The 15320-nt window shown below is 70.6% G+C and carries 11 protein-coding genes and 2 tRNA genes; 12 read left to right on the top strand and 1 reads right to left on the bottom strand.

The window, feature by feature from the left end; translation table 11 throughout:
• Positions 1 to 486: 486 nt before the first annotated feature.
• From dnaN to ASD90_RS00450, 4 genes are all read left to right on the top strand, one after another.
• Complete coding sequence (gene dnaN / locus ASD90_RS00465) at positions 487 to 1614, top strand: DNA polymerase III subunit beta (protein ID WP_056750165.1); 1128 nt, start codon at positions 487 to 489, stop codon at positions 1612 to 1614.
• A 101-nt stretch (positions 1615 to 1715) separates the two neighbouring features.
• Positions 1716 to 2852, top strand: coding sequence for a phosphogluconate dehydrogenase (NAD(+)-dependent, decarboxylating) (gene gnd / locus ASD90_RS00460; protein WP_056750162.1), 1137 nt, complete (start codon positions 1716 to 1718; stop codon positions 2850 to 2852).
• 19 nt (positions 2853 to 2871) lie between these two features.
• Complete coding sequence (gene recF, locus ASD90_RS00455; RefSeq protein WP_056750159.1) at positions 2872 to 4173, top strand: DNA replication/repair protein RecF; 1302 nt, start codon at positions 2872 to 2874, stop codon at positions 4171 to 4173.
• Positions 4166 to 4729: a DUF721 domain-containing protein gene (locus ASD90_RS00450; protein ID WP_056750156.1), complete on the top strand. Its 564-nt coding sequence runs from the start codon at positions 4166 to 4168 to the stop codon at positions 4727 to 4729. The genes recF and ASD90_RS00450 overlap by 8 nt, the downstream gene beginning before the upstream one ends.
• Positions 4730 to 4756: 27 nt before the next feature.
• Here ASD90_RS00450 and ASD90_RS00445 read toward each other — a convergent pair whose 3' ends face one another.
• On the bottom strand, positions 4757 to 5278 hold the full coding sequence (locus tag ASD90_RS00445; protein WP_056750153.1) for a hypothetical protein: 522 nt from the start codon (positions 5276 to 5278) through the stop codon (positions 4757 to 4759).
• Positions 5279 to 5338: 60 nt separating this feature from the next.
• On the opposite strand from ASD90_RS00445, the gene ASD90_RS00440 reads away from it, so the two are divergent.
• From ASD90_RS00440 to ASD90_RS00405, 8 genes are all read left to right on the top strand, one after another.
• Positions 5339 to 6814 carry a protealysin inhibitor emfourin gene (locus ASD90_RS00440; protein ID WP_056750149.1) on the top strand — a complete coding sequence of 492 codons (1476 nt, stop codon included), beginning with the start codon at positions 5339 to 5341 and terminating at the stop codon, positions 6812 to 6814.
• A 236-nt stretch (positions 6815 to 7050) separates the two neighbouring features.
• Positions 7051 to 8472 (top strand): M4 family metallopeptidase, encoded by a 1422-nt coding sequence (locus ASD90_RS00435; protein ID WP_056750146.1) that lies wholly within the window; start codon positions 7051 to 7053, stop codon positions 8470 to 8472.
• Positions 8473 to 8859: 387 nt separating this feature from the next.
• Positions 8860 to 11076 carry a DNA topoisomerase (ATP-hydrolyzing) subunit B gene (gene gyrB / locus ASD90_RS00430; RefSeq protein ID WP_082588383.1) on the top strand — a complete coding sequence of 739 codons (2217 nt, stop codon included), beginning with the start codon at positions 8860 to 8862 and terminating at the stop codon, positions 11074 to 11076.
• Between the two features lie 136 nt (positions 11077 to 11212).
• Positions 11213 to 14041 carry a DNA gyrase subunit A gene (gene gyrA, locus ASD90_RS00425; RefSeq protein WP_056750143.1) on the top strand — a complete coding sequence of 943 codons (2829 nt, stop codon included), beginning with the start codon at positions 11213 to 11215 and terminating at the stop codon, positions 14039 to 14041.
• On the top strand, positions 14038 to 14694 hold the full coding sequence (locus ASD90_RS00420; RefSeq protein ID WP_056750140.1) for a DUF3566 domain-containing protein: 657 nt from the start codon (positions 14038 to 14040) through the stop codon (positions 14692 to 14694). Before gyrA ends, ASD90_RS00420 begins: the two co-directional genes overlap by 4 nt.
• 178 nt (positions 14695 to 14872) lie before the next feature.
• A tRNA-Ile gene (locus tag ASD90_RS00415) sits at positions 14873 to 14949 on the top strand.
• A gap of 29 nt (positions 14950 to 14978) precedes the next feature.
• On the top strand, positions 14979 to 15158 hold the full coding sequence (locus tag ASD90_RS00410; protein WP_056750137.1) for a DLW-39 family protein: 180 nt from the start codon (positions 14979 to 14981) through the stop codon (positions 15156 to 15158).
• 17 nt (positions 15159 to 15175) lie between these two features.
• A tRNA-Ala gene (locus ASD90_RS00405) sits at positions 15176 to 15251 on the top strand.
• Positions 15252 to 15320: the final 69 nt, after the last annotated feature.

Here is a 15320-nt window from a genome sequence, read left to right as displayed (position 1 = left end):
TGGATGCCGTCCCCATGCACAGGTGACTAGTCATCAATCCGTCCAAATCGGACATATGGCAACCCCTCTTCCACACGCCTCTGTGGAAACGTGTGGATGACCGTCGAATAGCTGCGGACAACCCATGGCCTACCTGTGAGGACGATGTGCACGGCCGAAATCGGTCCACAGCACCAGGCCACCGCGTCCGGTACGAGCCCACACGTCGTGCACACCCCGATCGGCGCGCTGACCAGCCTCGACGCGAGTTGTCCACAGGATCCACAGCACCTATGACTATGACGAGATCCCAGTCATAGAGGGGAGCCCCGACAACGAGGGTCAGGTCAGGACACCGGCGCCGGGCGCGGGAGGGCCCACGGATCCCACGTGGAAGGGAGGTGTGTCTTCGCCGCCCCCGCGATTCGGGGAGTGTCTGTGGTGCCAGTCACCGGCAGGCACTAGTGTCTGATCCCCAATGTCCTTCCCCGTCGAAGTGAGTGCACCGTGAAGTTTCGGGTTGAGCGAGACGTCCTGGCCGAGGCCGTGACCTGGGTGGCCCGCGGGCTCCCGGCGCGCCCGCCGGTTCCCGTGCTCGCTGGCGTGCTCGTCGACGCGAACGAGGACGGCACGCTGACGCTGTCCGCGTTCGACTACGAGGTGTCCGCGCGCATCACCGTCCCGGCCGACGTCGCCGAGGCCGGTCAGGTGCTCGTGCTCGGTCGGCTGCTCGCCGACATCTCGCGCAACCTGCCCAACAAGCCGATCGACGTCAGCACGGACGGCACCAAGGTCAACGTCGCGTGCGGGTCGTCGCGCTTCGCGCTCCGCGAGATGCCGGTGGCCGACTACCCGACGCTCCCCGCGTCGCCCGAGACGAGCGGCACCATCGCCGGCGACGTCTTCACCCAGGCGGTCGCGCAGGTCTCGATCGCCGCCGACAAGGGCGACACCCTGCCGATCCTCACGGGCGTGCGCATGGAGATCGACGGCGACAAGGTCACGCTGCTCGCGACCGACCGCTACCGCCTCGCGATGCGCGAGCTGACCTGGAGCCCGGCGGCCACCGACGCCAGCCACATCGCGCTGATCCCGGCCCGCCAGCTCTCCGACACGGCGCGAGCCCTCGGGGCATCCGGCTCGGTCGAGCTCGCGCTCGGTCAGGGCGGCGACGGCCTCATCGGTTTCGAGGCCGGGCAGCGACGCGCGACGACGAGGCTGCTCGACGGCGAGTACCCCAAGGTCACCTCGATCTTCCCGACCTCCGTCGACACCGAGGCGATCGTCGAGACCGCGGCGCTCGAGGAGGCGGTCAAGCGCGTCGCGCTCGTCGCCGAGCGCAACACCCCGGTGCTGCTGAAGTTCACCGAGGGCCAGGTCGCCATCGAGGCCGGCACCGGAGACGACGCCCAGGCGTCCGAGGCCGTCGAGGCGACGCTCAACGGCCCCGAGATCCAGATCGCGTTCAACCCGCAGTTCCTCCTCGATGGCCTGCACGCCGTCGGCACCGCGTGGAGCCGGCTGTCCTTCACCCAGCCGAGCCGCCCGGCCGTGCTGACCGGCCAGGCCGAGGCCGACTCTGAGTCCGACACCAGCTACCGCTACGTCCTGATGCCGGTGCGTTTCGCCAGCTGACGGGGCACCCCTCGTCCCCTGAGGCGCCGCGCTGGGTACGCGTAGCCTCGAACGCGTCACCGGTTCCGCCCCGCACGCTCCCCCGCAGAAAGGCACGCGACATGCAGCTCGGTCTCATCGGTCTCGGCAAGATGGGCGGCAACATGCGCGAGCGGTTGCGCCGCGCGGGCCACGAGGTGGTCGGCTTCGACCGCAACCCCGACGTCGCGGACGTGCGCACCCTCCCGGCTCTCGTCAAGGCCCTCGACGCGCCCCGCGTCGTGTGGGTCATGGTGCCGGCCGGCGACCCGACCCGTGAGACCGTCGCCAAGCTCGCCGAGCTGCTCGAGCCGGGCGACCTCGTCATCGACGGCGGCAACTCCCGCTTCACCGACGACTTCGAGAACGCCAAGCTCCTCGGCGACAAGAAGATCGGCTACGTCGACTGCGGCGTGAGCGGTGGCGTCTGGGGCCTCGAGAACGGCTACGGCCTCATGTGCGGCGGCGACAAGAAGTGGGTCGCCAAGGCGATGCCGATCTTCGACGCGCTGCGACCCGAGGGCCCGCGCGACGAGGGCTTCGTCCACGCCGGCAAGGTCGGCGCCGGGCACTACACGAAGATGGTCCACAACGGCATCGAGTACGGCCTCATGGCGGCGTATGCCGAGGGCTACGAGCTGCTCGAGAAGAAGGACATCGTCACCGACGTCCCCGGCGCCTTCAAGGCGTGGAGCCGAGGCACCGTCGTCCGGTCCTGGCTGCTCGACCTCATGGTCGACGCGCTCGAGGAGAACCCGCACCTCGACGACGTGTCCGACTACACCAACGACTCCGGCGAGGGCCGCTGGACCGTCGAGGAGGCCATCGCCCTCTCGGTGCCGATGCCGGTCATCTCCGCCTCGCTCTTCGCCCGCTTCGCCTCGCGCCAGTCGAGCTCGCCGACGATGCAGGCCGTCGCGGCGCTGCGCGGCCAGTTCGGTGGGCACGAGGTCATGACGATCGCCGAGGGCGAGAAGCTGCGCCAGGGCGACGTGCCCCCGGCACCGGCCAAGAAGGCCGCCGCCACGAAGGGCGCGTCGCGCCGGTCGGCGACGAAGCAGGCGAGCAAGCGCGCGTCGGCGACGGCCTCGAAGGCCAATGTCGGCGCCGCCAAGAAGGCTGCCGCGTCGGGTCGGGCCTCGTCCACGACGGCCACCGACATGGCCGACACCGCGCGCGGCCAGAAGCGCGCGGCGAAGAAGACCGCCACGAAGGCCTGAGCAGAGCGCCGCACCCTCCTTGCACGTCCGTCACCTGACCCTCAAGGACTTCCGCAGCTACACGAGCGCCGAGCTCGCGCTGACGCCGGGGGTCACCACGCTCGTGGGCCTGAACGGGCAGGGCAAGACGAACCTCGTCGAGGCGGTCGGCTACCTCGCGACGCTCGGGTCGCACCGGGTGGCGACGGACCAGCCGCTCGTGCGGTTCGGGGCAGCGCAGGCGATCGTGCGCGGGGCCATCGTGCGCGACGAGCGCGAGACGATGGTCGAGCTCGAGATCACGCCGGGTCGGGCCAACCGGGCCCGGCTCGGGCGCTCCCCGGTCTCGCGGCCCCGGGACGTGCTCGGCACGGTGCGCACGGTGCTCTTCGCGCCCGAGGACCTCGCGCTCGTCAAGGGCGACCCGTCGGAGCGGCGCCGCTTCCTCGACGAGCTGCTCGTCCAGCGCCAGCCGCGGTGGTCGGGCGTCCGGTCCGACTACGACAAGATCCTCAAGCAGCGCAACGCCCTGCTGAAGTCTGCGGCGCCCGTGCTGCGCAAGGGTCCCCGACGCCAGCCGCGCCCGCCACGCGACGGCGACCAGCCGCTCGACGAGGCGCGCGAGGCGGCCCTGCACACCCTCGACGTGTGGAACGACCACCTGGCCACGGTCGGGTCCCAGCTGCTCTATGCCCGTCTGCGGCTGCTGCGCGACCTCGCCCCAGACCTGTCCGAGTGCTACGACGCGGTGAGCGCGGCCTCGTCGAACGCCCGCGCCACCTACAGGAGCTCGCTCCACGAGGACCTCGCCCGACGACTCGCGGCAGGCGAGGTGCCCGAGATCGACGAGCTGCGCGCCGGCATGCTCGACACCCTCGAGCAGGTGCGCTCCAACGAGATCGAGCGCGGCATCTCCCTCGTCGGGCCGCACCGCGACGACCTGGTGCTCTCGCTCGGTGAGCTGCCCGCAAAGGGCTATGCCAGCCACGGCGAGTCGTGGAGCTTCGCGCTGGGACTCAAGCTCGCGGCATACCGCCTCCTGCGGCGCGACCTCGGGGACGACCCGGTGCTCGTGCTCGACGACGTCTTCGCCGAGCTCGACTCGGGGCGGCGCGAGCGGCTCGCTGCGCTCGTCGCCGACTGCGAGCAGGTGCTCATCACGGCCGCGGTCGGCGCGGACGTGCCCGACGTGCTCCGTGAGAACGGAACGACGTATGCCGTCGTGCTCGGTCAGGTGCAGGCGGCGGACTCCCCAACGGCCCCCGCCGAAGCCGCGGTCGAGGATGATGCGGTCGTGGACGACGCGGCCGTCGAGGTTGCGGGCGAGGACGACGATGAGTGACGAGACCCCCGAGGTCGAGGGCGAGGAGCCTCCCGAGCCCACCGACGAGGACACCCGGATCGCCGACGCGGCGGCCTCGGCGCTGGCCCGGGCCCGGGCGGGAGCGGCCGACAAGGGCCTGCGCCCGGGGATGCGACCGAAGAAGCGGCGCCGTCCGATCGGCCAGGCGCCCGTGCTGACCGGCTCGGCGCGCGACGGCCGCGACCCGGCCCTGCTCGGCGACCAGCTCGACCGGCTGCTCCTCGACCGTGGTTGGAAGGTGGACGTCGCGGTCGGTTCGGTGATGGGCCGCTGGCCCGAGATCGTGGGTCCCGACATCGCCGCGCACGTCGAGCCTCAGACCTTCGTCGACGGCATCCTCACCGTGCGCGCGGACTCGACGGCCTGGGCCACGCAGATGCGCCTGCTCGCGTCGTCGCTGCTCGCCCGGATCGACGAGGAGATCGGGGCGGGTGCCGTCAGCGAGCTCAAGGTCGTCGGTCCGAGCGCGCCGTCGTGGAACCGCGGCCCGCGCCGCTCCCCCGACTCGCGGGGACCGCGCGACACCTACGGCTGACCGGCGCCGTGGCCGGCTCGGCCGCGCTCAGACGCCGGAGAGGCCGATGACGACCACGGTGGCGACGAGCAGGACCGTGCCGGCGATGATGATCCACCCCAGCGCGAGCGGGACGCGGCGGGAACGCCCCGGGTCCGCGACCCCGGCGTCAGGCTCGGTCTCGGGGTCCTCGTGGTGGTGGTCGTCGTTGCCGACCGCGTCGGGGTCAGCGTCCGGCGCGACCTCCGGGACCACGGTCGGTGGGGTGCTCTCCCCCGGCTGCATCCGGACAGCGGCCGCGGGATCGCCGCGGAGCGCGGAGCCGACAGCGTCGGCGATCGAGGTGAGCACCTGGGACACGACGGGCGGCAGCGGCGCGCCGTCCGGACCGGTGACGACGGTGCGCCGCGTGACCGCGCTGCCCGAGCTGCTCGCCCGCGACAGGTCGAGGGAGTCGAGTCGTCCGTCGGGTCCCGGGTCGACGCCCGCGGCGAGGAGCTGTGCGCGCACGTCCTCGGGCAGCTCGTCCCACGAGCCGTACTCGCGGCCCCCGACGTTGATCCTGATCACCCAGCGAACTGTAGGGCCGCTCGGAGGGCGTGTGTCGGTGTTCCGACGCAGACTGTTCGCATGACCTCGACGCAGCCCTCGACCGACCCTCGGACGCCGCTCTGCACCATCGTCCCGCCCTACATGCTCGAGGCGATGGCGGCCAGTGACGAGCCGGCCCTGGCCGCGCACGCCCGCGAGGCCCTGCGCCACGACGAGGACCTGCGCTCCACCCGCCGCACGCCCACGGCCCGGCCGACCACGCGCCGTGCCCCGCGCCGTGAGGACGTCACCACCCCGGGGGCCCACGGCACGGGTCCGCACCGCACCATCTCCGACGCTGCGGGTGCCCAGACGACGCCCGGCACGACCGTGCGCACCGAGGGCGCGGCCGCGACCGGCGACGTCGCGGTCAACGAGGCCTACGACGGACTCGGCGCGACCTGGGAGCTGTGGTCGACGGCGTACGACCGTGACTCGCTCGACGGCAAGGGGATGCCGCTGCTCGCGACGGTCCACTACGGCCGCAACTACGACAACGCGTTCTGGGACGGCTCGCAGATGGTGTTCGGCGACGGCGACGGCGTCGTCTTCGAGCGGTTCACGCAGAGCCTCGACGTCATCGGGCACGAGCTCGCGCACGGCGTCACCGAGCACACGGCCGGGCTGCTCTACCAAGGTCAGTCCGGAGCGCTCAACGAGTCGATCTCCGACGTCTTCGGGGTCCTCGTCAAGCAGAAGACGCTGGGACAGAGCGCGGCGCAGGCCGACTGGCTCGTCGGTGCCGAGCTGCTCAACAGCTCGGTCCAGGGCCGGGCGCTGCGCGACATGCGCAACCCCGGCACGGCCTACGACGACCCGCGCCTCGGCAGGGACCCGCAGCCCGCTCACATGGACGGCTACGTCGACACGCAGGACGACAACGGTGGCGTCCACATCAACTCCGGCATCCCCAACCGCGCCTTCGTGCTGGCGGCCGACGCGATCGGCGGCAACGCCTGGGAGGGCCCGGGGGCGATCTGGTATGCCGTCGTGTCGGGTGCCGGCATCAAGGCCGACTGCGACTTCGCGACCTTCGCCGACCTCACGGTCGCTGCCGCCGCGAGCGCGCACGGTGACGGCTCCGCCGAGCAGAAGGCCGTGCGCTCGGCCTGGGAGCAGGTCGGGGTGCTCGGAGCGTCCCCGGCCGCACCGGCCGCTGGGGCCGACGGCGCCGACGGCTCGGTCCCGGCGCCCAGCCCGAGCGGGCCCCGCGGGGGTCAGGCACCCGGCGCCGACGCGCAGCTGCTGCTGCGGCGCACCGGCGGCTTCGCCGGTCAGGTCCGCGAGCGGCGGCTTGCCCTCGGCGAGCTGCCCGAACGGGACGCCAAGGACTGGCAGCACCTGCTGGCCGCGCCGACGCTCCAGCGCATCGCCGCCTCGACCGAGCGCACCCACCCCGACGCCTACATCTACTCCGTCGTGTGCGACGAGGCCGGGTGTGACGTGACGCTCCAGGAGCCGCACCTGCCCGAGGCGATCCACTCCCTCTTCGAGCGCACCCTCGCCGAGTACTGAGGCGTCGGCGGCTCGGCGCCCCGCACCCCCGGCGCCCGCGCCCTCGGCGCCCCGCGCTCGGGGTCCTTGTGTCGGGGTCGTCCCGGTGCGGCTGCCGGGCCTGCCGAAACGAGGGGAAGTCTTTACGAATCCTTGCCGGACGCGAGGGTCCCGTGCGTGGTTGCCTGTGTCGTCGCCACCATCACGGCGCCACCACCACGTCGCCCTCACCGCGTCGTCACCCCGAAAGGTTCGACATGCGTCGCATGCCTCTCATCGCCACCGCCTCGGTCGTCGCCGCGGTCGGCGCGCTCCTCTCGACGGCCGCCACCGGTTCGGCCGCCGCGCCCCTCTCCTCGGCGGCGGTCGCCTCGATGCCCGCGGACCTCACGCTCGTCCAGGTGCGCCAGAGCCTGCTCGGCTCGCACAGCTGGTACGCCCAGACCTACCGCGGTGTCCCGGTGCTCGGCGGCTTCTACGCCTTCCACTCGACGGGGGCGTCCGCGTCGGTCGACGACGGGCGTCGTGTCGTCACCGGCCTCACCTCGGTCTCGCCGGGTGTCGCGCGCTCGTCGGCCGCCACCGCGGCCAAGGGCCACGGCAACGCCCGCAGCAGCCGGCTCGTCGTCGTGCCCGGCGCCGCCGGTGCGAGCGCGACCCTCGCGTGGCAGGTCACGACCGACCAGGACAAGCAGGTTCTCGTCGACGCGCGCAGCGGACGGGTCACCCGGGTCACCGACGAGCGGGTGCTCGCGAACGGCTCCGGCAAGGTCTTCGACCCCAACCCCGTCGTCGCCCTGCAGAACGAGTCGCTCAAGGACGCGAACAACGCCGACTCGGCCGTCCCGGCCTCTGCCTACACGACGGTGACGCTCGCCAACCTCGACGGCTCCGGCTACCTCAAGGGCAGCTGGGCCAACGTCACGAACAGCAAGAAGGGCAAGAACGCCGGCGCCTTCTCGTCGTCGCTGGCCTTCGCCTACACCCGCAGCGACACGCGGTTCGAGCAGGTCAACAGCTACTACGCCGTGGACCGGGTCCAGACCTACATCCAGGGCCTCGGCTTCGCCGACGTCAACCACGAGGCGCAGGACCTCAGCATCAACACGACGACGCAGGACAACTCCTGGTACACCCCGAGCCAGGACACCATCACGGTCGGCACCGGCGGCGTCGACGACGGCGAGGACCAGGAGGTCGTGTGGCACGAGTACGGCCACGCGGTCCAGGACGACCAGGTGCCCGGGTTCGGCAGCGGCTCCGACGCGGGCGCCATCGGCGAGGGCTTCGGTGACTACCTCGCGGCCACGATGTCGCAGGGCAGCTCGGCCGACACGGCCACCACGCCGTGGGCCTGCGTCATGGACTGGGACTCGACGTCCTACACGTCGACGACGCCGCACTGCATCCGTCGGCTCGACACGACCAAGACCGTGGCCAACCGCACCGGTGAGGTGCACGCCGACGGCGAGATCTGGAGCCACGCACTCTGGGACGTCAACAAGGCCTTCGGCCGCGACAAGGCGACCCGGATCATCCTCGAGGCGCAGTTCTCCTACGCCCCGACGACGACGTGGGCCGCTGCGGCCCAGAAGACCGTCGACGCCGCCACGGCGCTCTACGGCTCGACCGACGCCGCCACGGTGCGCGCCGCCTTCCAGGCCCGCGGCATCCTCTGAGCCGCCGCGCCTCGGGGCGCTGATCGCGTATGCCGGGAGGCCGGGTTCCGCTGGGACCCGGCCTCCCGGCATACCTCCGTCCCACGCCGGGACGACCCGGGAAAGGCCTGTGGACGACGGCCCGGCCGGACGACTTCGGAGGAGGAGAATGGGGACCGGCGGCAGTCTCGAGGTGGCCGACGGCGTTGCGGCGGGTGAAGGTGCCTGAGGCGCGCTGGATCCCCCTGGTGTGATCCTCCCCTCGGATCCACGGGTTCTCGGGCCGGAAAGTGGCCGTTTCGCGCGTCTGAGGGCACGGTTTCCCGCGCCGGACCGTTAGACTGGTGAGGTTGCGGCTCGACGTCCACGTCGAGCCGCCCGCATGAGGTCTGACCACCGAGGAGAGACGTGTCCGACGCCGACGAGCCGATCACCACCAGCACCACCCCCAGTTCCACCGGATCCGACTCCGTGGCAGCAAACGGCACAGCGACTCCTGACGCAGCGGCACCGGTCGTCCCCGCAGCGCCCGCGATCCCCGCCGACGTCCGGCCCAACGGCGTCGACTACGACGCGAGCGCGATCACCGTCCTCGAGGGTCTCGAGGCCGTGCGCAAGCGCCCCGGCATGTACATCGGCTCGACCGGCCCCCGCGGCCTGCACCACCTCGTCTACGAGATCGTCGACAACGCCGTGGACGAGTCGCTCGCCGGCTACGCCGACACCATCGACGTCACCCTCCTCGCCGACGGGGGCGTGCGGGTCAAGGACAACGGCCGCGGCATCCCCACCGACATCCACCCGGTCGAGCAGATCAGTGCCGTCGAGCTCGTCCTGACGCAGCTGCACGCCGGCGGCAAGTTCGGCGGCGGCGGCTACAAGGTCTCCGGTGGCCTGCACGGCGTCGGCAGCTCCGTCGTCAACGCCCTCTCGACCCGGCTCAAGGCCGCGGTCCGCCAGAAGGGCCACGTCTTCCGGATGAGCTTCTCCGACGGCGTGCCCGACGGGCCCCTCGAGAAGCAGGAGGCCACCGACGAGACCGGCACGACGATCACCTTCTGGGCCAACGACGACATCTTCGAGACGGTCGACTACGACTTCGAGACCATCCGGGCCCGGATGCAGCAGATGGCCTTCCTCAACAAGGGCCTGACGATCAACCTCGTCGACGAGCGGATCGAGCAGCCCGCGGGCGAGCAAGACGTGGACCTCGACGACCTCGATGAGGACCTCGAGGTCGTCGACGAGTCGACCGACGACGACGAGCCCCAGGACGCGGCGGCCGGCGACACTGCCGGCGGCGAGAAGAAGAAGGTCACCGCCAAGCGGGTCAGCTACCGCTACGACAACGGCCTCGTCGACTACGTCAACCACATCAACGGCAGCAAGCGCAGCGAGCCGGTCCACCCCGAGGTCATCTCGATCGAGGTCGAGGACGAGGCCCGCTCGCTCAGCCTCGAGCTCGCCATGCAGTGGACCAACGCCTACAGCGAGTCGGTGCACACCTACGCCAACGCGATCAACACCCATGAGGGCGGCACCCACGAGGAGGGCTTCCGCGCGGCGATGACCAAGCTGGTCAACGACTTCGCGCGCCGGCAGAACCTCCTCAAGGAGAAGGACGAGAACCTCACTGGCGACGACGTGCGCGAAGGTCTCACCGCCGTCATCTCGGTCAAGCTCGCCGAGCCGCAGTTCGAGGGCCAGACCAAGACCAAGCTCGGCAACTCCGAGGTCAAGGGCTTCGTCCAGCGCGCCATGACCGAGGAGTTCGGACACTGGCTCGGTGCACACCCCAACGAGGGCAAGGACATCGTCCGCAAGTCGGTCCAGGCCGCGGCCGCGCGCATGGCGGCCCGCAAGGCCCGTGAGGCGACCCGCCGCAAGGGCCTGCTCGAGTCGGGCGGCCTGCCGGGCAAGCTCAAGGACTGTCAGAGCAAGGACCCGAGCATCTCCGAGGTCTTCATCGTCGAGGGCGACAGCGCCGGCGGCTCGGCCACCCAGGCCCGCAACCCGCACACCCAGGCGATCCTCCCGATCCGCGGCAAGATCCTCAACGTCGAGAAGGCGCGCATCGACAAGATCCTCGCCAACAACGAGGTCCAGGCGCTCATCTCGGCCTTCGGCACGGGCATCGGCGAGGACTTCGACATCGACAAGGCGCGCTATCACAAGATCGTGCTGATGGCCGACGCGGACGTCGACGGCATGCACATCCGCACCCTGCTGCTGACCCTGCTCTTCCGCTTCATGCGCCCGCTCATCGAGGCCGGCTACGTCTACCTCGCGCAGCCGCCGCTCTTCCGCCTGCGGTGGAGCAATGCCGAGCACCAGTTCGCCTACAGCGACCGCGAGCGCGACGGCCTGCGGCTGCTCGGTGAGGGCAAGGGCTGGCGCCTGCCGAAGGACAACCCGATCCAGCGCTACAAGGGCCTCGGCGAGATGAACTACCAGGAGCTCGGCGAGACGACGATGGACCAGAGCACGCGCACGCTGCTCCAGGTCACGCTCGACGACGCCGCGAAGGCCGACGAGGTCTTCGCCGTGCTCATGGGTGAGGACGTCGAGTCGCGGCGCTCCTTCATCCAGAAGAACGCGCGCGACGTGAAGTTCCTCGACATCTAGCCGACCGCCGCCGTATGCCGTCGAGCCCGGCCTCGCTGGGACGGGACGTTCCACGTGAAACGGGCGACACGGCATACGCCATCGGTGGCGACCCACGCACCTGTACGAATGTGACTGAGAGACAAAGGGATCTGACGTGAGCGACGACCTGCCTCCCAACGACGGAGACGACGTCAACGAGACGCCCGGCAACGAGACGCCCGGCAACGAGACACCTGGCGACGAGACACCCGACCAGAGCATCGAGGACATCCTCGGCCCCGACCCGGAGGCTGACACGGACGCCGACGACGAGGGCGACCCCAACGCGAGCGCGGTCGTCGTGCCGAGCGACATCGGCCAGCACGACCGGGTCGAGCCGATCGACCTCAACACCGAGATGCAGCGCAGCTACATCGAGTACGCCATGTCGGTCATCGTCAGCCGCGCCCTGCCCGACGTGCGCGACGGCCTCAAGCCCGTGCACCGCCGCATCGTCTACGCGATGTACGACGGCGGCTACCGGCCCGACCGCGGCTACAACAAGTGCGCGCGCGTCGTCGGCGACGTCATGGGCCACTACCACCCGCACGGCGACTCGGCGATCTACGACGCCCTCGTGCGCCTCGTGCAGGACTGGTCGCTGCGCTACCCGCTCGTCGACGGCCAGGGCAACTTCGGCTCCCGAGGCAACGACGGCGCCGCCGCCCCGCGATACACCGAGTGCCGGATGGCCTCGATCGCGATGGAGATGGTCCGCGACATCGAGCAGGACACCGTCGACTTCGTCCCGAACTACGACGGCAAGACGATGCAGCCGGCCGTGCTGCCGAGCCGCTTCCCCAACCTGCTCGTGAACGGCTCCGCCGGCATCGCCGTCGGCATGGCCACGCAGATCCCCGCGCACAACCTGCGCGAGGTCGCGGCCGGCGCGCAGTACTACCTCGACCACCCCGAGATCTCGCGCGAGGACCTGCTCGAGGCGCTGCTCGGCATCATCAAGGGCCCGGACTTCCCGACCGGCGCGCTGATCATGGGTCACAAGGGGATCGAGGAGGCCTACCGCACGGGCCGCGGCTCGATCATCATGCGGGCGGTCGTCGAGGTCGAGGAGATCCAGAACCGCCAGTGCCTCGTCGTCACCGAGCTGCCCTACCAGGTCAACCCGGACATGCTCGCGCTCAAGATCGCCGACCTCGTCAAGGACGGCAAGATCTCGGGCATCGCCGACATCCGTGACGAGACCTCGGGCCGCACCGGCCAGCGCCTCGTCATCGTGCTCAAGCGCGACGCCGTCGCGAAGGTCGTGCTCAACAACCTCTACAAGCACACGCAGCTGCAGACGACGTTCGGCGCCAACATGCTCGCCCTCGTCGACGAGGTGCCGCGCACGCTGCCGCTCGACGGCTTCATCCGCCACTGGGTCGACCACCAGGTCGAGGTCATCGTCCGGCGCACGACCTTCCGCCTGCGCAAGGCCGAGGCCGACATCCACATCCTGCGCGGTCTGCTCAAGGCCCTCGACCGACTCGACGAGGTCATCGCCCTCATCCGTGGCTCACGCACCGTCGACATCGCCCGCGACGGCCTCATCGAGCTGCTCGAGATCGACGAGATCCAGGCCAACGCGATCCTCAACATGCAGCTGCGCCGCCTCGCGGCCCTCGAGCGCGAGAAGCTCATCGAGGCCCACGACGAGCTGCAGACCCTCATCGACGAGTACACCGCGATCCTCGCCTCGCCGGTGCGCCAGCGCGAGATCATCAGCGAGGAGCTCGCCGACATCGTCGAGCGCTACGGCGACGAGCGACGCACGACGATCGTGCCCTTCGACGGCGACATGTCGATGGAGGACCTCATCCCCGAGGAGGACGTCGTCGTCACGATCACCCGTGGTGGCTACGCCAAGCGCACCCGGGTCGACCAGTACCGCTCGCAGAAGCGCGGCGGCAAGGGGGTCCGCGGTGCGTCGCTGCGCGGCGAGGACGTCGTCGAGCACTTCTTCACGACGACGACCCACCACTGGCTGCTCTTCTTCACCAACCTCGGCCGCGTCTACCGTGCCAAGGCGTACGAGCTGCCCGAGGGGTCGCGCGACAGCAAGGGCCAGCACGTGGCCAACCTGCTCGCCTTCCAGCCCGGCGAGCAGATCGCCCAGGTGCTCGCGATCCGCGACTACGCCAAGGCCGACTACCTCGTCCTCGCCACCCGTGCGGGCCTGGTCAAGAAGACGCGCCTGGCCGACTACGACTCCAACCGCTCCGGCGGCCTCATCGCGATCAACCTGCGCGAGGGCGACGAGCTCGTCGGCGCCGGCCTCGCGTCCAACCGTGACGACCTGCTCCTCGTCTCGCGCAAGGGCCAGTCGGTGCGCTTCACCGCGACCGACGAGGCGCTGCGCCCGATGGGCCGCTCGACCTCCGGCGTCACGGGCATGAAGTTCCGCCACGGCGACGACCTGCTCGCGATGTCGGTCGTCGAGGAGGGCGAGAGCCCTGACGTGTTCGTCGTCTTCGAGAACGGCCTCGCCAAGCGCACCCCCGTCTCGGAGTACCGCCTCCAGGGTCGCGGTGGCCTCGGCATCAAGGTCGCCAAGCTCTCCGAGAAGGGCGGCGACCTCGTCGGGGCCCTGACCGTCATCGCCACCGACGAGGTCATGGTCGTCATGGAGAAGGGCAAGATCGTGCGCTCGCGCGTGGACGAGGTGCGCCACACCGGCCGCTCGTCACAGGGCGTGAAGTTCGCGACGCCCGACAAGGGCGACTCGATCGTGGCCGTGGCCCGAAACGCCGAGTCCGCCATCGTCGTCGGTGAGATCGTGGACGGTGACGGTGCGGAGGGTGCCGGGGGTGGCGAGTCCGCTGGTGACGCGGCGTCCGCTCCGGGAGCGCCCGCTACGGTTCCCGGCCCTGATGGCGTACCGTCGGACGAGACGTCGGGTGACGAGGCGAGCTCGTCGGACACCGACAACGGAGGTGACGAATGAGCGCGACCAGCCCTGAGGGCTCCGTCAGCGGGCCCGGCACGTCGACGCGGGCAGGCAGCGGCTCCGGCTTCTCCGACGACCAGGGCCAGAACGGCTCCTACTACGCCGCGAGCGGCGCGTCCGGCAGCACGTCCGGTGCCTCCAGCGCCGAGCAGGCCACCGCGCTCTCGCGTGGCGCGGTCACCAGCCGCACCGCTCCGACGCAGCGGGTCGGCTCCGGCCAGTCCGGCGCGGCCTCCTCGGCGAGCACCGGTACGCGCACCGCGACCGCGACTCGCAAGCACAAGGGCCCGCGCCGCGTCCGCCTCGCCGTCGCACGTGTCGACCCGTGGTCGGTCATGAAGATGAGCTTCCTGCTCTCCGTCGCGCTCGGCATCGCCGGCGTCATCCTCACGGCCGTGCTGTGGATGATCCTGTCGACGATGAACGTCTTCACCGACATCGAGGGCGTGCTCCAGTCGCTCCAGACCACGACGTCCGACCCGTTCTCGATCAAGGACTACGTCGGCTTCGGCCGCGTCGTGTCGCTCTCGATCGTCATCGGCGTCATCGACGTCATCCTCATGACGGCGATCGCGACCGTCATGGCCTTCCTCTACAACATCTGCTCGGCCCTCGTCGGTGGCGTGCAGCTGACGCTCACCGACGACTGAGACCCGCCCTAGCGGCCCTCCACCGGCGTCGCGGACGCGGCGACACGGCATACGCGAACGGCCCCCGCCCTCACCGGCGGGGCCCGTTTTGTGTGAGGCGAGGTGCATCGGGTAACGTTTCCCCTCGCGTCCGGTCAACATCTCTGATGGGGTGGGCCGGCCGCGCGAAGGTGACGATGGGCCTATAGCTCAGACGGTTAGAGCGCTTCCCTGATAAGGAAGAGGTCGGAGGTTCAAGTCCTCCTAGGCCCACCATCACCGCCCCCACGGAGAGGATCCCTCGCATGCTGAAGCGTCTCGCCCTCGTCGGTGCAGCCGTCGCCGGCGTCGTCTTCCTTCGGAAGAAGGCCAAGCAGCAGCAGGCCGAGCAGGACCTCTGGACCCAGGCCACCGACGACGTGCAGGCACCGGTCGCGCCGGCTCCCCGTCCCACGGCGACCGACGAGGCGTCCACCTCGTCCTGAGGCCGTTCTCCCCACTCGGGGCCATGGCGCAATTGGTAGCGCACCTGCTTTGCAAGCAGGGGGTTAGGGGTTCGAGTCCCCTTGGCTCCACCACACTTCAGAGGCCCCCTTCCGCACGTCGGGAGAGGGCCTCTGACGCGTCCGTACCCAGTGAAGTATTGC

This window comes from Terrabacter sp. Root181 (assembly GCF_001428505.1).
Classification (GTDB): domain Bacteria; phylum Actinomycetota; class Actinomycetes; order Actinomycetales; family Dermatophilaceae; genus Terrabacter.
This window is presented reverse-complemented; position numbering and strand designations above follow the sequence as displayed.